Origin of the sequence: Arthrobacter flavus (assembly GCF_039526005.1) — a bacterium.
GTDB lineage: Bacteria > Actinomycetota > Actinomycetes > Actinomycetales > Micrococcaceae > Arthrobacter_D > Arthrobacter_D flavus.
This window is the reverse complement of sequence record NZ_BAAAIJ010000047.1, coordinates 511,580-532,017: the sequence shown is the minus strand read 5'-3', so window position 1 is coordinate 532,017 and position 20,438 is coordinate 511,580. Positions and strand designations below refer to the sequence as shown.

Annotated in this window: 22 protein-coding genes and 1 pseudogene; 11 read left to right on the top strand and 12 right to left on the bottom strand. The window is 62.3% G+C overall.

The window, feature by feature from the left end:
- Window positions 1-159: 159 nt before the first annotated feature.
- Window positions 160-1,116 carry an alpha/beta hydrolase family protein gene (locus tag ABD059_RS12635; RefSeq protein WP_343880544.1) on the top strand — a complete coding sequence of 319 codons (957 nt, stop codon included), beginning with the start codon at window positions 160-162 and terminating at the stop codon, window positions 1,114-1,116.
- A 99-nt stretch (window positions 1,117-1,215) separates the two neighbouring features.
- On the opposite strand, the gene ABD059_RS12630 is transcribed toward ABD059_RS12635, so the two are convergent.
- Entirely contained in the window at window positions 1,216-2,262 is a 1,047-nt protein-coding gene (locus ABD059_RS12630; RefSeq protein WP_343880542.1) for an MFS transporter, read from the bottom strand.
- Here ABD059_RS12630 and ABD059_RS12625 point away from each other — a divergent pair.
- The 7 genes and pseudogenes from ABD059_RS12625 to ABD059_RS12595 form a co-directional block, all read left to right on the top strand.
- Window positions 2,252-2,536, top strand: a pseudogene (locus ABD059_RS12625) (NADP-dependent oxidoreductase); the annotation flags it as partial. The gene ABD059_RS12630 and the pseudogene ABD059_RS12625 sit on opposite strands and share 11 nt — an antisense overlap.
- Window positions 2,537-2,773: 237 nt before the next feature.
- The gene (locus ABD059_RS12620; protein ID WP_343880540.1) at window positions 2,774-3,265 is read left to right on the top strand and encodes a hypothetical protein; all 492 of its coding nucleotides are present in this window, start codon (window positions 2,774-2,776) and stop codon (window positions 3,263-3,265) included.
- A gap of 262 nt (window positions 3,266-3,527) precedes the next feature.
- On the top strand, window positions 3,528-4,052 hold the full coding sequence (locus tag ABD059_RS12615) for a small multidrug efflux protein (protein WP_343880538.1): 525 nt from the start codon (window positions 3,528-3,530) through the stop codon (window positions 4,050-4,052).
- A 203-nt stretch (window positions 4,053-4,255) separates the two neighbouring features.
- Window positions 4,256-5,008 carry a MerR family transcriptional regulator gene (locus tag ABD059_RS12610; protein WP_343880536.1) on the top strand — a complete coding sequence of 251 codons (753 nt, stop codon included), beginning with the start codon at window positions 4,256-4,258 and terminating at the stop codon, window positions 5,006-5,008.
- Window positions 5,009-5,129: 121 nt separating this feature from the next.
- Window positions 5,130-5,933 carry a GOLPH3/VPS74 family protein gene (locus ABD059_RS12605; RefSeq protein ID WP_343880534.1) on the top strand — a complete coding sequence of 268 codons (804 nt, stop codon included), beginning with the start codon at window positions 5,130-5,132 and terminating at the stop codon, window positions 5,931-5,933.
- Window positions 5,926-6,879 carry an ABC transporter ATP-binding protein gene (locus ABD059_RS12600; protein ID WP_343880532.1) on the top strand — a complete coding sequence of 318 codons (954 nt, stop codon included), beginning with the start codon at window positions 5,926-5,928 and terminating at the stop codon, window positions 6,877-6,879. The genes ABD059_RS12605 and ABD059_RS12600 overlap by 8 nt, the downstream gene beginning before the upstream one ends.
- A gap of 2 nt (window positions 6,880-6,881) precedes the next feature.
- Window positions 6,882-7,775: an ABC transporter permease gene (locus tag ABD059_RS12595; RefSeq protein ID WP_343880530.1), complete on the top strand. Its 894-nt coding sequence runs from the start codon at window positions 6,882-6,884 to the stop codon at window positions 7,773-7,775.
- A 115-nt stretch (window positions 7,776-7,890) separates the two neighbouring features.
- Here ABD059_RS12595 and ABD059_RS12590 read toward each other — a convergent pair whose 3' ends face one another.
- Window positions 7,891-9,093, bottom strand: coding sequence for a thermonuclease family protein (locus ABD059_RS12590; protein WP_343880528.1), 1,203 nt, complete (start codon window positions 9,091-9,093; stop codon window positions 7,891-7,893).
- A gap of 137 nt (window positions 9,094-9,230) precedes the next feature.
- Between ABD059_RS12590 and ABD059_RS12585 the strand changes: the two genes are divergently transcribed.
- Together ABD059_RS12585 and ABD059_RS12580 are read left to right on the top strand one after the other, a co-directional pair.
- The gene (locus ABD059_RS12585) at window positions 9,231-9,761 is read left to right on the top strand and encodes a GNAT family N-acetyltransferase (protein ID WP_343880526.1); all 531 of its coding nucleotides are present in this window, start codon (window positions 9,231-9,233) and stop codon (window positions 9,759-9,761) included.
- Complete coding sequence (locus ABD059_RS12580) at window positions 9,734-10,300, top strand: GNAT family N-acetyltransferase (RefSeq protein WP_343880524.1); 567 nt, start codon at window positions 9,734-9,736, stop codon at window positions 10,298-10,300. The genes ABD059_RS12585 and ABD059_RS12580 overlap by 28 nt, the downstream gene beginning before the upstream one ends.
- 89 nt (window positions 10,301-10,389) lie before the next feature.
- On the opposite strand, the gene ABD059_RS12575 is transcribed toward ABD059_RS12580, so the two are convergent.
- The 7 genes from ABD059_RS12575 to ABD059_RS12545 form a co-directional block, all read right to left on the bottom strand.
- Complete coding sequence (locus ABD059_RS12575; RefSeq protein WP_343880522.1) at window positions 10,390-11,205, bottom strand: cytochrome c oxidase assembly protein; 816 nt, start codon at window positions 11,203-11,205, stop codon at window positions 10,390-10,392.
- A gap of 4 nt (window positions 11,206-11,209) precedes the next feature.
- Window positions 11,210-11,683: a DUF2243 domain-containing protein gene (locus ABD059_RS12570; protein WP_343880520.1), complete on the bottom strand. Its 474-nt coding sequence runs from the start codon at window positions 11,681-11,683 to the stop codon at window positions 11,210-11,212.
- A gap of 101 nt (window positions 11,684-11,784) precedes the next feature.
- A complete protein-coding gene (locus ABD059_RS12565; protein WP_343880518.1) occupies window positions 11,785-12,396 on the bottom strand; it encodes a hypothetical protein in 612 nt (203 codons plus the stop codon).
- A gap of 130 nt (window positions 12,397-12,526) precedes the next feature.
- Entirely contained in the window at window positions 12,527-12,994 is a 468-nt protein-coding gene (locus tag ABD059_RS12560) for an ASCH domain-containing protein (RefSeq protein ID WP_377959552.1), read from the bottom strand.
- 121 nt (window positions 12,995-13,115) lie between these two features.
- A complete protein-coding gene (locus tag ABD059_RS12555; protein WP_343880514.1) occupies window positions 13,116-14,291 on the bottom strand; it encodes an MFS transporter in 1,176 nt (391 codons plus the stop codon).
- Entirely contained in the window at window positions 14,288-15,034 is a 747-nt protein-coding gene (locus tag ABD059_RS12550) for a GntR family transcriptional regulator (protein WP_343880512.1), read from the bottom strand. Before ABD059_RS12550 ends, ABD059_RS12555 begins: the two co-directional genes overlap by 4 nt.
- A 67-nt stretch (window positions 15,035-15,101) precedes the next feature.
- Window positions 15,102-15,413, bottom strand: a complete 312-nt coding sequence (locus ABD059_RS12545) for a hypothetical protein (RefSeq protein ID WP_343880510.1) — start codon at window positions 15,411-15,413, stop codon at window positions 15,102-15,104.
- Between ABD059_RS12545 and ABD059_RS12540 the strand changes: the two genes are divergently transcribed.
- Window positions 15,412-18,288 carry an FAD-binding and (Fe-S)-binding domain-containing protein gene (locus ABD059_RS12540; RefSeq protein WP_343880508.1) on the top strand — a complete coding sequence of 959 codons (2,877 nt, stop codon included), beginning with the start codon at window positions 15,412-15,414 and terminating at the stop codon, window positions 18,286-18,288. The genes ABD059_RS12545 and ABD059_RS12540 overlap by 2 nt on opposite strands.
- On the opposite strand, the gene ABD059_RS12535 is transcribed toward ABD059_RS12540, so the two are convergent.
- The 3 genes from ABD059_RS12535 to ABD059_RS12525 all read right to left on the bottom strand — a co-directional run bounded on the left by ABD059_RS12535 (window position 18,285) and on the right by ABD059_RS12525 (window position 20,436).
- Complete coding sequence (locus tag ABD059_RS12535) at window positions 18,285-18,437, bottom strand: hypothetical protein (RefSeq protein ID WP_343880506.1); 153 nt, start codon at window positions 18,435-18,437, stop codon at window positions 18,285-18,287. The two genes, ABD059_RS12540 and ABD059_RS12535, sit on opposite strands and share 4 nt — an antisense overlap.
- Window positions 18,438-18,507: 70 nt before the next feature.
- The gene (locus tag ABD059_RS12530) at window positions 18,508-18,957 is read right to left on the bottom strand and encodes a pyridoxamine 5'-phosphate oxidase family protein (protein WP_343880504.1); all 450 of its coding nucleotides are present in this window, start codon (window positions 18,955-18,957) and stop codon (window positions 18,508-18,510) included.
- Between the two features lie 108 nt (window positions 18,958-19,065).
- The gene (locus tag ABD059_RS12525; RefSeq protein ID WP_343880502.1) at window positions 19,066-20,436 is read right to left on the bottom strand and encodes a DUF2252 domain-containing protein; all 1,371 of its coding nucleotides are present in this window, start codon (window positions 20,434-20,436) and stop codon (window positions 19,066-19,068) included.
- Between the last annotated feature and the right edge of the window lie 2 nt (window positions 20,437-20,438).

Sequence of the window (20,438 nt, the reverse complement as noted above, 5' to 3'; positions counted from 1 at the left end):
CCAAAACCAAACCAGCACCCGCGGCCCCTGCCCACCGCCCTCAAACACCCGGCCAAGACCTCCGATGAAAAATCGAGGCTAGAAGCCTTACACTCCGTCGGTACCTCGGCGGTTCACGATTGATGAAAAGAACGGAATGCAATGCCACACTCTTTTAATGTGACATGGAAGCTTGACGGCATCACGATGGAGGGAACGGTCGTGTCCCCCGATGGGGAAGGGCCTTGTCCTGCTGTGATCTTTGTGGCCGGCAGCGGCCCGACCGACCGTGATTGGTGTTCGCCGCTGCTACCCGGCAGTAATGGCAGTGCACGGCTCATGGCCGAGGCGCTCGCTGAGGTGGGTGTCGCTTCTCTTCGCTACGACAAGCGGGCCTCCGGCACCCACGCGATGGAGAACGTCGTAAAGCTCAGCGGAAAAATGAGTATGCAGTCGCACCTAGACGAGTTGATCGCGGCCGTCACAGTGCTCTCCCGGCAGGACGGCGTGGACTCCTCGAGGATTCTAGGGCTCGGCCACAGTGAAGGAACCCTTCACGTGCTCCACTACGCCACAACTCGCCAAGACGTATCGTTCGCAGGAATCGTCCTCGCCGCACCACCTGGCCGGCCAATCCAGGAGGTGCTGCTGTCGCAGCTGGCGCCGCAGACCCAGGTTCCCGGTGGCCCCGAACTGATGGCAAAGGTGCGGGAGGCTGCTGCGCGTTACGCGGCTGGGCAACAAATGGATCTCGACCCGGGCCTGCCAGAAAGCGTGAGGGCGGCGCTTGCCAGCTTCGAAGCACCGGCGAATCTCCCATTCGCCCGCGAGCTGTGGATCGAGTCCGCAACTGATTCACTGACGAAGATACAGGCCCCCACACTGATACTGATCGGCGCGAAGGACGAACAGGTAGACATGCACGCCGACGGCAGACCTCTCCAAGAAGCCGCCGCCGGAATGTCCAACGTATCCTTCGCCTTCCCCGCCAACGCAAATCATGTGTTCAAAGAAGAGCTGCGCACTCCCGCTGAGGTCGCCGCGTCGCCCGGCAGCGGATACAACGAGCCAGGCACTCGTCTTGACCCCGAAACCCTGGACACAATCCTTAACTGGTTTTCGGTCACTGCTGCATAAAACCGCATCCCGGTCAGGTCGATTGGTGCCGCGTCTGGTTCCGGGAATAGCCAAGTTGCGAGGTGAGTCGCGGTCGGCCTGCGCTGATTCTCGACGTGCTCAGAGAGCCCGAGACCATGCCAACCGGCTGATCTTCCGCCGTAGGTTCTGCAGCTTCTTCTGGTTTGACCCTGATGAGAGGGTGATGTGTCGGCGGCGAGGGAATGCATGCATGCTGCCGCAGGCGACTGCCAGAAGTGCTACTGCGGACAACACGATCATCGCGATGGGGAGTGCGGGCGGTCCGCTGCCATCGACGAGGAGTGCACCTGCGGCGCCGCCGCCGAAAATAGCGAGGTTGAAGGCGGTCGTGAGCATTGCGTTCGCAACGTCGGTACTTTCCTCGGCCGCATTGCCGATCGCCGTCTGCAGCTGTGTCGCGGAGCCGCCGAATGCGATGCCCCACAGGATGAGCGAGACGATCGTCAGCGGCAGTGAGGACGGGAAGACGAACAGTATTGCCCTGGCTAAGTCGAAGGTCGCTGTGCTGACGAGGGTGAGGCGCCGAAGCTCTCGGTCAAGGAGGGTACCGGTGATCCAGATGCCGAGGAGCGCGGCGAGGCCAAAGACGAAGAGGGCGACGTCGTGGCGTAGACCGACCCCCGCGCCGTCGAGGTACGGCGCGATATACGAGTAGAGAAGATTGTGGGCACGCATCCAGGTGAACACCACACCAAGAATCAGGGCAACGTCCGGGATCACCAGCACTCCTCTGAGGGGGAGTCGGGTCTCTGATCGTTGTCCGGGCGCGTTCGGCACACATGCGCGCACCAACAGCACGAGGACGACAGTGAGGGCAGAGACGCCTGCGAACGACCACCGCCAGCCGACCGCGGACCCGAGCCATGCGCCGATCGGCGTTCCGATCGAGAGCGCGAGCGGTGTGCCGGCCATTGCGATCGCGAGGGCGCGGCCCGCATGTTCGGGAGCAGCAATGCGACGTGCGTAACCGGCGAGCATGCCCCAGATCAGTCCCGAGAACGCTCCGGCAATAAAGCGCACGACAAGCACGACCGCAAGCGTGGGCGCGATCGCTGTGAGCGTGTTCGCGACAAGAAAACCGAGTAGCCCAATGACGAGCAGCGGCTTGCGGGACGCCAGTGTCATCGATTCTCTCGGCCGGCTCAAGGGGTGTACCTTGCTCATCGAAGGGGCTTCCGGCGCAGTAGGGAGCGCGGTCGCCGCGTTCGCTTTGGACGCAGGAGCAACCGTCATCGGCACGGCCCGTGAAGCCAACCACAGTTACCTCACAGACCTCGGAATAGAAGCAACCACATATGGCCCGCGCCTGAGTGGACGAATTCCAGCCCTTGCGCCGACAGGTGTGGACGCGGCTGTGCATGCTGCGCCGTCGGATTCCCTTCCCGACCTCCTCGACATCTGTCCTGAGTTGTGCTGTGAACCTTATGGATGAACGCAGGGGAGGAACCGGCGTGAATTGATGGGGAGCAGGCGAAAGGTCTGTCATCACACTCGAACTTTCGAGGAGGAAAGGTATCCGCCGTCCCCCCAGTTGGACAGGTCATCATCCTTTGGGTGCACCCGTGACTTGGTTTCGGCTTCAAAGTTGATCCCCAGGAGTGATGTGGATGGTTTCAGCCCGTCCTACCGTTGATTCATGTCCTCTTCTGATGATTCGACGGCCCCTAAGAGGGTCCCTCACTCCGAGAATAAGCGCTCCAGATTTCCGGTAATCCTTATTGCACTCGCTCTTTTTGCGGGCATCGCTGTCGCTGTTTCACCCCTGGGTGACCCTCTACGTACGGCTGGAAGCCTTTGGAATGGTCTGTTTGCCAACCACGAGGACCGTTCATACCGGGATTTGGTCCACTGGAGCGCCGAAGAGAATCTTGCCTTTAAGAAGGAGGCGCATCCGTGGTTGCCGGCGGACGCCACCGACATTGCCCTGCGTACGACCCACGACGCACAGGGCTGGGCGCTGAGCTTCGATTCGGATGCTCTGCAACCGGCCGGATGCACCCCGATCGAAGCAACGATCGCTCCTGTCATGGATGTCACATGGTTGCCCAATCCGGGCACTTCGGGATGGAGCTGCGGCGCGTTGACTGTCCAAGGCACAGAGGACGGGTTTGCGGCCTGGATGCCTTAGAACTCAAGGCTCATCCCTCGCCCATCACTAACAGACACTTCCACTTACCCCCCCCCGGTGTGCCACTAGCGAACAGCCATCCTTACCTGAATCGGTTGGACGACAGATACTCGCCCGCCTTGACTCTGTGGCTGGAACAGCCTTTTCAATGGCATTAGTACATGGGACCACTTCCCGACAGAGCGCCTCCGGCGCCGCTGCAAAAGCGTGGTGAAGGGCGGGGGAACCTCCCCCGCTCACTCAAAACACAGAGGATGACGCAATGTCCAGTCCGTATGAAGGCCTGCAGCAATGGGTAGAACAACTGCCCGAACTCGTGCAGCCACTAGGTGTCGCTGTCGCGGCTATGATCCCCTACGTCGAAGGGGAGGGTGCCGCCGGGATCGGCATTATGCTTGGCGTCAATCCGGTCGTGGCGGCCGTCGCGGCTATTGTCGGTAACTTCCTGAGTGTGCTTGCCGTCGTCGCTATCAGTTCTCGTGTCCGAGAGAAGGTCGTCGCCGGGCGCGGAGGAGAGGGAGGGGATTCAGGGTATGCATCCCCGGAGTCGTCAACCAAACGAGCGAAAGGCCAGCGGCGTCTGCAGGGCTGGCTCAACCGCTTCGGGGTTCCAGGAGCGAGTCTCCTTGCTCCGCTAGCCCTTCCCACACAGCTTACCGCCGCCTTCTTCACCGCATCTGGGGTCAGGAAGGAGCGGGTCCTGTTCTGGCAGGGAATCGCGATCATCATGTGGACTGTCGTTATCGCGGCACTCGCGACCGGACTCGTCGGAGTCCTTGGCTGGTAGGAACGGATCCTCGGCGACCACCTGAATCAGGTTTCCAGGTCGTCAGAGATGCTGCGTGGACCCTTCAGAGACGCCGCCCCTGGTTCGCCCGAAGTTTGACTCTGTGGTCAGAACATGGGGTTTCCTACTACTGATAGGCCAAAGATGCGGTCACAGCGGTTTCCGATCCAGAGGCAAAGGCGAGTAAGAAGGGGCTGACAAAAATGGCGTGGAGCACGCGGGAGATCGCCGATTTGGCAGGGACAACGGTCAACACCGTCCGGCACTACCATCGGCTCGGCATACTCGAGCAACCAGACAGAATGTCGAACGGCTACAAGCAGTATCAGGTCAGCCACCTTATTCGTCTGTTGAAAATACGCCGCTTACGCGATCTTGGTGCGCCCCTCGATCAAATCGCTGATTTGACCCTTGATGGCGGCTCAGCCAGTGGGGCGCTAGAGGCCATCGATGCGGATCTCGTAGCAAAGATCGGTCAATCGCAGCGCGCCAGAGCGGAAATACAGGCAATTCTTCACGGCACATCGGTGACCGGTGTTCCCGCTGGTTTTTCGGGTGTCGGGCACTTGTCTGAGCAGGACCAATCGTTGATGCTCATTTCGTCCCGGTTGTACGACGACGACGTGATGCAGGATATGCAGAAAGCCGCCAGTGCACACCCGGATGCCGTGGGCAAGGAATTTGATGACCTAGCTCCCGACGCCGACCAGGTTGTGAGGAAGGACCTTGCAGAACGTTACGCGCTGACACTCATGAAGGTGATGGATGATCATCCCTCGTTGAGGGACCCGACCAGGCACCTCCTGAAAAGCCTCGAAGTTACCCAGAACACGCTGCTCGAATCAATTCTGGCCGTGTATAACCCAGCGCAACGCGACGTGCTTGCCAGGGCGATCGTCATCGCCTCCGATTTCTCGGCTGAGGGGCGGGTTACGGAAGGTGAGCCCACCGCCTAAAGGTGGGGCCGAGCTCACGGTGAGACCTGACCTACCAGAGTCTGCTGTCCGCCAACCACCCGCAAGGTTCACCCACTGAAGGGAACAACAACTCTCGACGAAGGAGAGCGGTAGTAAACGTATGAAGACTTATGAACAGATCACTAATTCTACGAACTTTGAACCGCTGAACGCAGCTGGGCGGGGAACGACAGGACTTCTGGATGACTCCCAAAACAACATTCCGATCCTGGCCGAAGACATGCTGCTCCTCCTCATGCAGCCGCCGCACGGAAGAATCGCCGGTGAAAGCAATCTGCAGCACATTTTGGCGGGAGCGATCTTAACCGAGCTGGTCCTGGATGAGGCTGTGCTGGCCAGTGTCACTTTTCTTGGAAGAACTAGGATCACCGCGTTGCCTGGGCGTAGGCCAGGGGATGAGCTGCTCGGCTTAGCCTGGGACTACATCGCGCAAAAGCCCAGGGATGCCCAGAGAAGCATCGGCATCCTCGGAAAGAGATTACGTGAACCACTCATGTCACGGCTCCTGCTCCGCGGTGAAGTCCACGAGATTAGGCTCTCGGCATTGTGGGTCTTCCCCGTGGTCGCCCTGACACCCGGCGCCAGCACCTATCGCATGCAGCTGGTATCGAGCATACGTGCCGCTCTTGTCGACGGAACGGAGCCGACCAAGCGGACGACGGCCCTGATCGGACTCCTATCTGCCAGCCAGACACTTCCTCTTTTGCGTTGGGAGATCCCGTGGAATCCGACCTCTATCAGGCGTGCCAAGAACGCCGAGGAAGGGCGTTGGGGACTTAAGCCAATCGTTGAACCAGCCACGCGCATGGCGGGCCTGGCGTCTAGCCCGGATCTGGCTCCGCACGGGCGCCCAATTCATTTACCTCCAGAGAACGACGATGACGAAGGAAAACACCATGATTGAAGCGCAGAATTTATCGAAGCAGTATGGCGAGAAAGCCGCTGTTGACAGCGTTACGTTCACTGTTCAGCCGGGTAGGGTGACCGGTTTCCTCGGCCCGAACGGGGCCGGGAAATCCACCACCATGCGTATGATCATGGGTCTGGACAACCCCAGCGGCGGGCACGTGACGGTCAACGGCCAACCCTACGCGCAACACCGGGCCCCGTTGCGGGAAGTGGGGGCTTTGCTGGATGCCAAAGCCGTCCACACCAAACGCTCGGCCTACGATCACCTCCGGTCTATGGCGGCGACGCACGGAATCCCCGCTAGCCGGGTTAAAGAGGTCATCGAGCTCACCGGTCTGGGATCTGTGGCCAACAAGCGTGTCGGTGGATTCTCCCTGGGGATGGGCCAGCGCCTCGGCATCGCGGCAGCCCTGATCGGGGACCCCCACACGGTCATTCTGGACGAGCCGGTCAACGGTCTGGACCCCGAGGGTGTCCAGTGGGTCCGCCACCTCGCCAAAGACCTCGCCTCCGAGGGACGCACAGTTTTCCTGTCCTCCCATCTCATGTCGGAGATGGCACTCACGGCGGATCACCTTATCGTTATCGGACGAGGACGCATCATCGCGGACGCTCCGATCCAAACGGTCATCGATGGACAGGGCAGGGCTCTGGCCAGGGTCCGGGTGAGGGCTGACCGCCCACAGGACCTCATCGGGAGTCTCGCTGGCGAAGGAGTAACCGCGCAGATCCTCGAACCCGAACTCGTCGAGATCACCGGTGTCGATGCGCGCCGCATCGCTGAAATCGCGCTCCGCGACCGGGTGCTTGTTTACGAGCTGACTCCGCTTCAGCTTTCCCTCGAAGATGCCTATATGCAGCTCACCCAGGATGAGGTTGAGTACCAGTCTCAAAATCCTGAGCCAGTCACCACCATTTCCGCCACAGTAGAAGGACGCTGATCATGCCCACCTCACCCGCTACCCTACCGAAACCGGCTTCCGGTAAAACCGATCAATACCGGCGACCAACAGAAGGACCGGGAGTGAACTTTGGCCGGGTCCTGAAGTCCGAATGGATCAAGATCAGCACCGTCCGATCGAGCGTTATATTGATCATTTCGACCGTCATCGTCATGGTCGGTCTAGCCGCTCTGGGCGCTTGGTCCTTCGCCACGCTGGCCCAGTCCGACGCTGAAATGTCGGCAGAGTTTCAGATTCCTCTGGACGGGCCAGGTAGCGCAGCTGTCATGGCGTTGACTGTTCCTTCGTCTGGTCTGACCTTCGGTCAGTTGACCATCGCGTCGCTGGCCGTCGTGCTTATCGCTTCCGAATGGACCACCGGGATGATCCGCTCAACGCTGGTCGCCGTGCCGAAACGCACGCCAGCCCTCCTCGCGAAGACGGTCATCGTCGCAGGAATAGCGTTCCTCGTCGGGCTCGCCAGCGCCCTGGCGTCCTACCTGATCGCCCAGCCTGTTCTAGCCAGCGCTAATATCGACTTTGCTTTGACGGAGGATGGGGTCCTCGCCAGCATCATCAACACGGGCACCTTCCTTGCCCTCGTCGCAGTTATCTCGATGTCCATCGGCATCCTCCTGCGTAACTCCGCCGGAGGCATCGTCACGGCCGTAGCTGTCTTCTTCGTCCTGCCTCTGATCGGCGAGCTTCTCTCTGGCCTCGCGGACTGGGTCCCTGACGCTGTCCGTTTCCTTCCCGGAACGGCTGGCCTGCAGATGGTCGCCGTCACCGCATCAGAGGAAGCCCTGAGCAGATGGGAAGGTGGACTGGTGATGGGAGCCTGGGCTCTGCTGCTCCTCGTGATCGCCCTCCTCGTTGCCAAGAAGCGAGATGTCTAGGAACCCGTAGTCGACGCTCCAGTGGTGCGTGGACCTCACCGGCTGGGTTCAACCGGTAGCCGCAGAGTGCCGCCGCGAAGAACCTCGGTCGGCCGCTACCGAGTCACCTGAGCAGCTAGGGGCAAGGCTTCCAGGTCTTCCCGCCGGGCGCATAGCAGCGGGGCCCCGTGTAACCGGGGTACGGCTCCTGTACGGCGGGTGGTGGTTGTACAACTGGGGGTGCTGGTTGTGGGGCAAGCGGAACGTATGGCTGCGGGGCCGGGGGAACGTAGGGAGCGGGGAGATCCCGGACGCGTTCGCGCTCGGCTTCGGCCAACCTTTCAGCCTCGGCAGCAGCTGCCGCCTCGGCCGCAACCCGCTCTGCTTCGGCTTGAGCCGCAGCTTCTTGGCGGTCCCGCTCCGCGGCGGCTTCGGCCAGTCCCTTCTTCTCCTCCGCGGCCTTCTTCACTTCAGCGGCCTTCTCCTTCTCGGCTGCAGCCTTCGCCGAGGCTTCCTCCGATTCCAGGGACTTGGCCGTAGATTCAAGGGTGAGAAGTCGTGATTCGCCGGACTCGATTGTGGACGTGAGCCGGCCTAGAAGGGTCGACCCGGCAGCGGTTGAATGTGCAAGCCAGCGAACGGAATTCTCGCCTGCTTCGAGCGCGGTGCGTAAAGTCTCTGCTGCTGCAATCGCGGCAGCAAGTGCGCCAACGGTCGCCGCCGCTGCCGCAGCGGTTTCTCCGAGGGGTTCTTCCATCGTTTCGTCGACAGCTGCCGTCGCCTGCTCAATCTCCGCCGGGACAGTGCACTCCGCCGCAGGATCATAAAGACCCGTCTCGTTGGCGGTGGCCTCTGCCTGCGCTTCTTTCACGATGTCGTAGTACTTGCTGTTCGGCTCGAATAGGACCGCGATCCCGAATCCCTGACGAGCGATTTCGGCATTGATCAGTGTGCCGTCTTCCAGGGCGACGGCCGCTAGCACGCGGTCGTATCGGTCGGTCAGTTCGACGTCGAAATCCAGGCCCACCGGAGTTCCCGGCGGAAGCATACGTTCGAGATACTCTGTCGCCTCGGGGCCGAGGCACTCAACTGCCTTGTCGGGGTGTTTCGTTTCGGGAGTGTCGACATTGAGCAGCCGGACGGTCTGGTCCTCATTCTCGAAGTTGATCACCAGGGTGTCACCGTCGATGATCCGGACCACCTCGCCGGTTTGGGCGCCCGCGCTGGCGGTACCGCAGCCCGATGCACCAGCTACTACTGAAGCTGCCAAAACCACCGCGATTGACAGACGAAATCGCTTCCGGGCAGAAAATACCGACGACGGACTAGTTTCTTGCATTGATTCCCCATATTGCCAAAACCCGAAAAGCTGATGAAACGATCATACTTTCTTGTTCATCCGCTCATCTCGTGGGAACGGGTCTTTCCCTTGGTGAAACAGGCGGTATCTGCAGCTTCTTATGCCATCATCGGGTGATGGTGTTTCCTATCCCATTCCCGGAGCAGCTCCGCAATGACGACCTCCTACTCCGGTGCCTGACAGAGGACGACTGGCGTCTCGAATACGACTTGAGTCGGGTTTCAGACGTTCCTCAGTGGACCTACTATCCACCGAATCTCGAGGAACAAGGTGCCCGCACCCGGATAGTCAGAACTCAGGAACGTCATCGGAATCGGCTCGTTGCCCGGTACGCGATACTGCTCGATGGCTCGGCGGTGGGGACGGTTGGGATGGGGTGGCGCGACGGCGGCGAGCCGGAAGTCTTCTACGCCCTGAAACGCGCAGCCCGGGGCTGTGGGACAGCTACAGAATCTGTTCAACTCCTTGCAAACTGGCTTTTCGACAATGGTTTTCCTGCGGTGGCACTGGAGACAGTCGAAGGCAACACCGCAAGTGAGAGAGTCGCTGAACGTGCGGGATTTCGACGGACGACCTCTTTCGAGGGATCTCAGGGAGGAACCTCAGTGCGGGTCAACCGATGGCTCCTTCACAAGGGGGCCATGTGAAGCCTTTAACGACCGACCGTTTACTGCTCCGAATGTGGGAGCCAACCGATGCTGACTTTGTCTACGACCTGTACTCGCGGTGGGAGGTCCAACGCTTTATCGGGTTGGTTCCACGGGTGATGGAAGATCGCTCCGAGGCTGACAGGCTGATCGAGAAATGCCGGAGCTTCCATCACCCTGTTCAGGGTTTTTGGGCGGTGCAGCGAGCAGAGGATTCCCGTCTGGTGGGGACCATCTTGCTGAAGGGGATCCCCGCATCGGGTGAAGCACCACTCCAACCATCAGGTGACACGGAAATCGGGTGGCACTTCCATCCCGATTACTGGAGGAATGGATACGCAACCGAAGCGGCCTCAGCCGTGCTGGCACACGGTTTCAGCGCAGGCCTGGACCGGGTCATCGCGGTAACCTCGGCTGAGAACACAGCATCGCAGAGTGTGTGTAGGCGCATCGGAATGAAGCATCAGGGTGAGACGAACGACTATTACAACGCAACGTGTGAGCTGTACCTGGCAGAGGCCGCCAGCAAGCTAGCGTAGAACCGAGTCCGCGTGTTCCGGCGGCCACACCACGCTGCACCAGTGAAACCGCCGATGCAGATTCCCAGAAGACAAATGATGATGTGGGCTCACGCCACGGGTCGAGGTGTTCCTTTGTCGCCGCGTGGGAGCGACGGCGCTGGGCGGGAGCGGGCGTACCACTGGGCAAAGATGACGGCGGCAAGAGCCAGCTCAATGAAGTCGCCGCCATAGAACATCAACATGCCGCCGGTCTGGGCATCCACAACCGTTGTACCAGCGGGCGGATGAATATAGATGTGCTTTGCGAGGATCGAGTGGCCAGCAATTGCGACCAGTAGTACCCCCAGGCGCAGCCTGAAACTTGCCCGGTGTGGTGTCGGATCAACATTCACGAGTGACACTGTGAAGAGGTAGCCGACAATGAAAAAGTGTACGAGCAGCAGGTAATGAAGTAACGGATTGCTCTGCATCACTTCGCTGAGCGAGGTGGCATAGAGCGCCCACAATGATCCGAGATTGAAGACAGCAGCCGGGATTGGGTGGGTAAGGAATCGGGCAGGGCCGCTATTCAGCATCGTCGTTATCCGGCGTGCTGGCACCACGTGAAGCGTTCGCAACGCCAAGGTGATGGGAGCGGAAAGAACAATCAGCAGCGGGGCGAGCATTCCGACCAGAAGATGCGCTGCCATATGCGCCGTAAAACTGGTGTGGGATTGTTCTGCCAGTGGTCCTACCAGGGTTGCCGCTATCGCGCTGAAGCCAAGTATCCCGAATATTAGCCGGTATGTTGGCCATTCCCTTCTGCCCCGGCGCTTTTCGGTAATCGTGGCTCCGATATACGCTGCGGCAGCCAGCCCTAGCGGAATAAGAAACACAATACCGAGGTCATAAGAGCCCTGCGTATGCCCCTGATGCCCGTCCATATCGTCAGTCTGTAGCCTGACGGCGAATGGCTACAACCGTGAGGATGATTCCGGCGGTCAACAGCATGAGTCCGACTCCGTTCCATGCCAGATCATAGGGGAGAATATCGACGTCGTAGCGGATCTGGTGCAGGCGCAGCACCTTATGGTCGATGATTCCATCCCATAACTGGAAGAAGCCAAGTCCGACGAAGAATCCTGCCCAGGCTTCCAATGGAGAAAACAACGCGCGTCTCCGGGCATCGGCCAGCAGGAAAAAGCCTGCCACCAGCGCGATCAGTTCGCCAGCGTGAAGCAATCCATCGGAGACTAGGCCAATCTCCGACGTCGAACCGTCATAGAAGTGATGCCACCCCAACAATTGGTGGAAAACAATCTCGTCAACGCCAGCCATGATCGCGACACCGATGAGGAAAGCCGACCAGAACGATTTCTCACGTAAAACACCGACTGAGGGATCCACGGATGTCACCGCCATTTAGTTCGCGCCCTTCTCCCTCGCATTTTGACAGACGTTACACGGGGCAGGGCGGAACATCTAGGGGGACTGTTTCGAGTCAATCCAGCTCCTGTTCGGCTTCAGCAGTAAGACCGAAGTTGTGGATCAACGGGACTTTGTGATTCCGGTACGTAGCCGCATTGGATGAGCGTTGCAGAACCGCCGCCGGAAATGGGTCCGCGCAGCGATCCCTTGATGAGGCCGCCTCCGCAGTCTGCCTCGAACGGTACGCGGGTGGTCATGACTTCGAACCCCATGAAGTATCGGCCTTCGTTCGGCGCTGGTTCGGCATCGGCGAAGGCGAAAGGGTCGATTGGCTCGCCGAAACCCTCAGGGACCTGCCCGGTGCGGCGCACGTCCTCAACCAGGGCAGTGAACAGATCGTCGCGGTCATCCAATTGGTATACGGACACCACCAACGGGTTGATATCGATGAGTTCAACCTCGTGATCAAGTACCGTGTCACTTCGGGTCGTTGTGCCATCGGCTGCGATGACGAACTCGCTCAAGCCGATGAGTTGGAACCCCGCATCGGACGCGGACTGCCAGGTGATCTCACCTGCGGCGGGGATGCAGGGTACGGCAGAGGAGCTCGTCTGAGGATTCGGGCTCGGATCGGGCGAAGAGGTGCATGCGGTGATCGCAAGCAGCGGCACAGTGGCCACGAAGACAAACCATCGACTGGATCGCATCAGGTCTCCTTTGCCACTCCACGCTACTTGATGTCTGAAGGCATCTGCAGTGTAGGTGCCCAATTCTCGTCGTTTACCGGCGGGTGGTGGAATCCGACAGGCGACTCAGGACGCCGAACCTCTCCACGCCTTAGCGTAGAACCGAGTCCGCGTGTTCCGGCGGCCACACCACGCTGAAACGCTCGAAGACGATCTCATCGCTTTCCGACCAGTGCCGACCCTGAGCTGCTGACACCCGGGTCCAGTACCGGCGATGTTCACGCTGCCAGCTCTCCAGACTTAGATCATCCTCGCCTTCATCGGCGGCAAACTCGGCATCTGCACTGGTAAAACCACCGATGCGGAGTTCCAGACTACGAATGATGATGCGAGGAGTCCCAGCTCCATCGCAGGCAATCCAGTGGGACCCGATGCGGGGCACCTGATCACCGCGAGCGATGAAATCGCGCACCAGCTCCGCCGTCGCCCGCTTCCGTCCGCTGAGGACAAGGGCGAGCAGTTCATTAGCCAGTCGCCGGGTGTCACCGAAGTGTTCAATCGTGTACTCGGGTGACGCTGCCACCGCCTCGGGGTGAGCGGCACAGTAGTCCTGCCACATCCGAGTACCTGCTTGCTCGTCGACGGGTGCGACAGATTGAGATTCCACCACCCCATCGTGCCAGAAGTCGCACCGGACCGACCAAACTGGGACGGCGTCCTGGACATCTGACGGTCGACACTCAGGAGCGTGCGGCGGCGAGCACTCCAAGAGTTGCCACCCCGGCCATGGCCAGCGCCATCGCCGGATATCCGCCGAGGAGCCCCGCAAGGAGAGGCCCAGCCGCAGGAGCCAGAGCACCGACGGCTGTCACCGGCGCCACGAACACACCCTGCACGGCACCGAAGTTCGCGGTGCCCCACCGGTCGGCAACTGCTGTCGCCTGGAGCAGGGTGACGCAGCCACGGACCGCGCCCGCCAGAATCGTCACTGCGATGAGCGCAAACGCTGGCCCGGGCAACAAGCCCAACAGCCAAAGACTGGTCGCGCCCGCGGCCAGCAACAGCACCGCCCGGCGCACCGGGTCCCCCCTGCCGGGGAGGATGGCGAAGAACAGCCGGCCGATGACCTGGCCCACCCCAATCAGGCTGAACGCGAGCACTGCGGTCCGGTAATCGAATCCGCGTTCCAGGAGCAGCGGAATCAGATTGAACGTCACCGCGAAGAGGGCGAGGGTGGCTGACGCGACCGCCACCTGCAGCATGATGAACCGGCGGCTGCGCGTCGTCACCCGGACGTCGCGGGTTACCGTCCGCCGGGGTTGAACAGGGACCGGTGCCGACCAGTGCGCATTCAGGAAGAACCAGTGCAGCGGGATGGTGACCACCCCCAGCGCGGCGGCAAGCACCACATAGGACGAGCGCCAACCGACACTCTCGATCAGCAGCGCCGTCAACGGCGCGTAAATGGGGGAGGCAAACCCTGCGACCAGGGTCAGGGTGGTCAAGGCTCGCACCCGGGCTGGCCCATACCAACGGGTCAGCACCACAAAGGCGGGTTGATAGAACACGGCGGCCTGCGCCAGCCCCGCCACCAACCAGGCGGCCACAAAGACGGGCAGGTTCGGAGCCGCGGCCACCAGCAACAGCGCAGCCACACCGACCAGGCTGCCGGTCACCATCAGGCGCCGCGGTCCGTGCTGGTCCAGCAACCGGCCCACCCAGATCCCCACCACCGCCGAGACAATCAATCCGGAGGAGAACGCCGCGGTGATCGCTGCTGCGCTCCACCCAGTGTCCTGTGCGATGGGCACCACGGCCACGGGCAACGAGTAATACAGCAATCCCCAGCTGGTGGTCTGGGTGATGCACAGGGCGGCAAGCCCACCCCGGGGGCGCCGCTCCACCTCGTCGGTCATCCGGTTACTGGGCGATCCGGTCCGGACACCGGATCGACCAGGTCCTCCCACAGCGACGTATCCTGACCTCCCACGGCACCCCGCAGGAGCAGCTTCCCGGTGGATTCCAGGTGCCGACGCATGGCGGCACCGGCTGCGCCCGGGTCGCCGTCGTCGATTGCGTCCAGGATGGGCAGGTGCTCCCGGCACACGTCGTCCAGAGACCGCGATTGCTTGATCGTCGACGCGCCGACCAGGCGGGTGGCATCCCTCAGGTTCTCAATGATCCGGGCGGCATGCGCGTTGCCGGCGAGATCCAACATCAGCCCGTGCAGGCGCTGGTCGTGCAGCATGAAGGCCGTCTCGTCGCCCGCGAGCACCGCCTCCTGCATCGCCAGGTGCTCGGCGTGCAGGGCAACCCGGGCGGCGTCGGTGGCCCGGACCGCCGCCCGCTCCGCTGCGGGCACCTCGAGGGCCAACCGGACGGCGATGATCTCGGTCAGTTCCCTGGCGCCGGGCACCACCACCCGAAATCCGCGGTTGCGTTCGAACGCCACCATCCCGGTTTCCGCCAACCGCAGCAGTGCGTCGCGGACCGGGCTGCGGGAGACACCCAGTTCATCCGCCAGCCGGTAGACCGAATACAGTTCGCCGGGGACCAGGGTGCCGTTCCGGATTCCCTCCCGGACGGCCTCGATGGTCCGGTCGGTGAGCGACGGCGGCCGGACGGCGGGGGTGCGGGCGGCGTCGTCGGCGGGTGACATGACTCCAAGGGTAATGCTCGACGGCGGCGCACCAGCCGTCCACGGAGCGTGCCGGGCGGAAAGCCGGCTAGAAATCCTCGCGGTAGGCGTGAGCTAAAGCGGGATTGGGGCTGAACTCGCCGATGAACGCCTCGTCCGCTTTGTGACGCCGCCGGATGATGAGTTCGTTGATCAGGGTGAGGAGAACCGCGGCCAAGGGGAAGCAGAGAGCCAAGGGTAGCTGAACAGTCCCGGCCATCATGGGCCAGAAGGACAGGATGAATAGTAGGGAGGTCACATGCCGTAGATACTCCATGCGCTTCACGCTACGTTCCCATCGTGAGTTCCACAATGCTTCATGGAGGGAAGGGCTGGACACGGTGAGTAACATGTTACTCATGGCGACGATGCTCACAGCACCCACCTCCCTGGTTTCCGAACTCCAGTCCCGGGGCGTCCCCGACGTACGGGTGGATCCGACGTCACGGGCCACCTACTCCTCCGATGCGTCCCTCTACCGGGTGCAGCCCACCGCCGTCGTCTTCCCCCGCCACCTTGATGAGGTGCTGGCCACCCTGGAGGTCTGCCGGGAACGCGGTATCCCCTTCACCTCCCGCGGCGCCGGCACCTCACTCGCTGGGAACTCCATCGGCGCCGGCGTGGTGATCGACTTCAGCCGCCACCTGAACCGCGTGCTGGGCTTCGACGCCGAAGCCCGCACTGCCATCGTCGAACCGGGTGCCGTGCACGCCACCCTGCAGAAGGTTGCCCTGACGCATGGCCTGCGCTTCGGGCCCGACCCGTCCACCCACACCCGTTGCACCGTCGGCGGAATGATCGGCAACAACGCCTGCGGATCGCGGGCGCTCGCCTACGGGCGCACCGCCGACAACGTGACCCACCTCGACGTCGTCACCGGTTCGGGCTCCCGGCTCTACCTCGGCGCTGACGGCACGCCGTCGTCGCCGGAAACCGACGCACTCCGGTCGCTGGTGGGCGCTGAACTCGGCACCATCCGGACCGAACTCGGCCGCTTTGGCCGACAGGTCTCCGGCTACTCCCTCGAACACCTGCTACCGGAACGCGGCTTCGACCTGCGTCGGGCCCTGGTCGGCAGTGAAGGCACCCTCGCCGTCGTGCTCGAAGCCGGGGTGCGGCTCGTCGCCGATGCACCGCACAAGACCATGGTGGTGCTCGGGTTCGAAACCATTGGCGACGCCGGCGACGCCGTCACCAGCGTCCTGCCGTTTAGTCCCACCGCCTGCGAGGGCCTGGACTCGCGCATCGTCGAGGTGGTCCGCACCCGGAAGGGACCGCAGGCAGTGCCGGAACTGCCGGGCGGGGCGGCCTGGCTGTTCGTCGAAATCTCTGGCGACGACGCCATCGACGTCGCTGATCGCGCCGGGCGCCTCAGCGCCATCGCGCAGGCCAGGCATGCCCGGATCATCACCGACCCGCGCGAAGCGCTCGCGCTCTGGCGGATCCGCGAGGACGGTGGCGGACTCGCAGGCCGATCACCGGCAGGAGCACCAGCCCACGCCGGCTGGGAAGATGCCGCCGTGCCGCCGGAACGGTTGGGCGACTACCTCCGCGACTTCGACGACCTGCTGCTCACCCACCAGCTGACCGGTTTCCCCTTCGGCCACTTCGGCGACGGCTGCGTCCACATCCGCCTCGACTTCCCCCTGGGGCACGAAGGCACGACCGTCTTCCGCGCCTTCCTCACCGACGCCGCGAAACTGGTGGCGCGTTACGGCGGCTCCCTCTCCGGTGAACACGGCGACGGCCGCGCCCGCAGCGAACTCCTGCCCTACATGTACTCCCCGGCGGCCATATCCCTGTTCGGGAAGGTCAAAGGCATCCTCGACCCGGACAACATCCTCAATCCCGGCATCCTCGTGAACCCCGAGCCGCTGGACGCGAACGTCCGGGTGGCCGAGGCCGGTCCGCTCCGGTCCAGGCTGGGCTTCGGCTATCTGCACGACGACGGCGACTTCAGCCAGGCGGTCCACCGCTGCACCGGTGTGGGGCTGTGTCGGGCGTCCCACGCGGACAACAGTTCGGTGATGTGTCCGTCCTACCTGGCCACCCGTGAGGAAAAGGACTCCACCCGCGGCCGGGCCCGGGTGCTGCAGGAAATGATCAACGGATCGGTCACCGGCGGCACTACTGGCGGTACACCGAACTGGCGGGCACCCGAAGTGCACGAAGCCCTCGACCTCTGCCTGTCCTGCAAGGGGTGCGCCTCGGATTGCCCCACCGGCATCGATATGGCTGCCTACAAGGCCGAGGTACTGCACCAGAGCCACAAGGGCAGGATCCGACCGGCGTCGCACTACTCGCTGGGCTGGCTACCGCGCTGGGCGAAGCTAGCCGCTGTCGCACCCCAGTTGGTGAACGCCCTGGTCCGGTTGCCCGGCGTTCGTCAGTTGGGCCTCCGGCTGGCCGGCGTCGACCAGCGGCGCTCCATCCCCGCGTTCGCCCCGCAGACCTTCCACTCCTGGTTCACCGCACGGTCCAGCGTCCGGGCGAGCACCGGTGCCGGTGGCAATGGCGGCGAGAATCGGCCGCAGGTGCTGCTCTGGGCGGATTCGTTTACCAACAACTTCTCGCCCGATGTGGGCCAGGCGGCGGTGCGGGTGCTGGAAGCCGCCGGCTATGAGGTGCTGATCCCCGACGCGCCGGTCTGTTGCGGTCTCACCTGGATCTCCACCGGCCAGCTCGATGCCGCCCGGAAGATCCTGCGCTCCAGCGTCACGGTGCTGGGGGAGTCGGTGGACCAGGGCATCCCGATTGTTGGCCTGGAACCGTCCTGTACGGGGGTGTTGAGGTCCGACGCCGTCGAGTTACTCGGGCAGGCGACGGCCGGTCGGGTGGCAGCAGCCACCCACACCCTCGCCGAGTTCCTCGCGAAGGTACCCGGCTACACCCCACCGTCACTGGAGGGAACCACTGTTGTTGCGCAGCCGCATTGCCACCACCACGCGGTGATGGGTTGGAGCCCCGATGCGGCCCTTCTGGAGGGTGCCGGTGCCACGCTGCAGAAACTTGGCGGGTGCTGCGGGCTCGCCGGGAACTTCGGCGTTGAGCGCGGGCACTACGACATGTCGGTGGCTGTGGCGGAGCAGCAGCTCCTCCCGGCCGTCCGGGCCTCAGCGGACGACGCCGTCGTGTTGGCCGACGGGTACTCCTGCCGGACCCAGCTGGAGGATCTGAGTGACCGCCGGGGTATCCATCTGGCGCAGTTGCTGGACCCCGAGAGGCCTGCTGGCTAGCGGGTGCGCTGTCCCGGACCGACTTCACGGTAATACGAGCCCAGACCGTGCTTCACTCCCAGACGGATGATCCAGTAGAGGACAAACGCACCGATCCCGACAGGAACGATAAAGGCAATTAGTGGCACGAGGATTGACAGTGCTTCCATGGGTCCCCCAGGGTCTAAAACGAGCGATTCGTCGTACGACCGTAGCAGCAGCGACCAGCTCGCTGACTAACTAGTGGGCCGGGTGGACCCGTCGCCCACTGATTTTTTCCACGGTGATGCCGAAGAACACGTTTCGTTGGCCGGGTGCCCAGGGCTCGTCAGCGCGTCTACCCCACAGGGCTGTCAGCAGCTCCGGATTGTCGACGCGTTCCAGTGTGCCGTTGACCAGGATGGTCCATCCGCTGCGCGTGGCAGTGTCGATGTGGTCCAGTTGGAATGCTGCCCGCTCCAGGTGGCTGGTGGCAATGACACCCTCCTCGGCGGTACGGAAGTACACAGCACGGTCATGAATGATGCAGTTCAAAGGAAAAATGGTGACTAACCCGTCGTGCAGGAATCCGATCCGCCCGGATGTCTGCCCCGCCATCAGGGCCCAGCATTCGTCGGCGTTCAGCTGCTCGGACGCGCGCAAAAGGCCGGGGGTGTCCCAGAATTCGTCGTTATGGGTCATTGAGGTCATGGGTGGGGCTCCCTCTGCGGTGGATGTGTTGCGATCAAAACCATCTGATCGCTCAGCGTAAGTCAATGTCGCCGCCGCCAGTAGGGTCTTTGGTCCGCCCGGCTGGGATCAGACCGGTGATGACGATGTCGCGCTGGACCGGGTTCCGGTGAAGGCAGCGAAGTCAGCCTCGTTCTGGTCAGCATATGCCGCTGCAAATGCGGCAAGGTCCCGGTCGAAAACCCCACCAGTTCCCAAATAGGAGGCTATGGCTTGCGGGTTTCCAGTGCGGGCATGGGCTCGGGCGAGCGTCCATGCGCACAGACGGGAGTGGGCGGCGAGCCCCGGCCCCGAGACCCTCCCGAGATCGGTGGAGGATTTCCAATCCCAGAGCTGACGCACGTAAAAGTCCCGGTCGACCCCATCCAGACCCTTGGTGCGTAACCATCCGAGCAACACATCACCCGACGCCTGAATGAGTCGTTGCCCCTCGATCACTCGCTCACCATGGTTCTGGTAAGTACTTGGGCCGAGGAAGGCCTCCAATACAGCGGGAGTGGCCTGCTTCAGCTGCAGTACAAGTGGATCACCATGTTCTCGTCCCACCAGCAGTACTATCCAGCTGCGCGTCCCGACACTGCCCACACCAACCACCTTCCGAGCAACGTCCTTGAACTGGTAGTGCCTCAGCAGGAACTGCCGGTCGCGGGGAAGGGTGAGCCGGTAGCTGGCAATCACTTCGCCGATTCCTTCGGCTAACAACTCGGCTTCGACGCCGGGCACCAACTCGGTCAGAGGTACCACCAGAGGCGGATCGCTGATGATCCTCGGCTGCCCGTGGACAAGGTGGGTCAATTTCCGGGCGGCCTTTGTACTGGTCTTGCTGAGAGCGCGGTTGATCTCGTGTTGAACATCCCTGAACTGCTGAGAACTGAGGCTCCTTCGGATTTCTGGCAGCATGGACGCGACATCGAACAATTGGTACCAAACCTCCAGCGGCGTCATGGCGGCGAAGGATCCCATTGCTTCCCTGTAGGTCCTGGCAGCGCCGAGTACTGCGGTCAGACGCTGCTCTTTGGGGAAGCCGCGGTTTCTCGCAGCGATCTCGACACTAGCCACCAACCTCTTGAGATCCCATTCCCAAGGCCCCGGCAGCGTCTCGTCGAAGTCGTTGATATCGAAGATCAGTCGTCGTTCCAATGAGGCGAAAACACCGAAGTTTCCGATATGGGCGTCCCCGCAGAGCTGAACGTTGAGCCCCGTGTGAGGGGTATCGACGAGGTCCGCGGCCATGACGGCTGCCGCCCCGCGGAAGAAGGCAAAGGGGGACTCTCCCATTCGCTCATTTCGCAGTGGAATGAGTTCCGCGACCCGGCCCTGTTCCTGAGCATGAAGAACCTCCAGCGGGTTCGGCCGGTCAGGGGATGGGCGCCATGCTCCGTGGCTTGATCGGGGGGTACTTTTACGCAGTCGCCGACCGTCGGTGTCCAGGGTGTTCACAT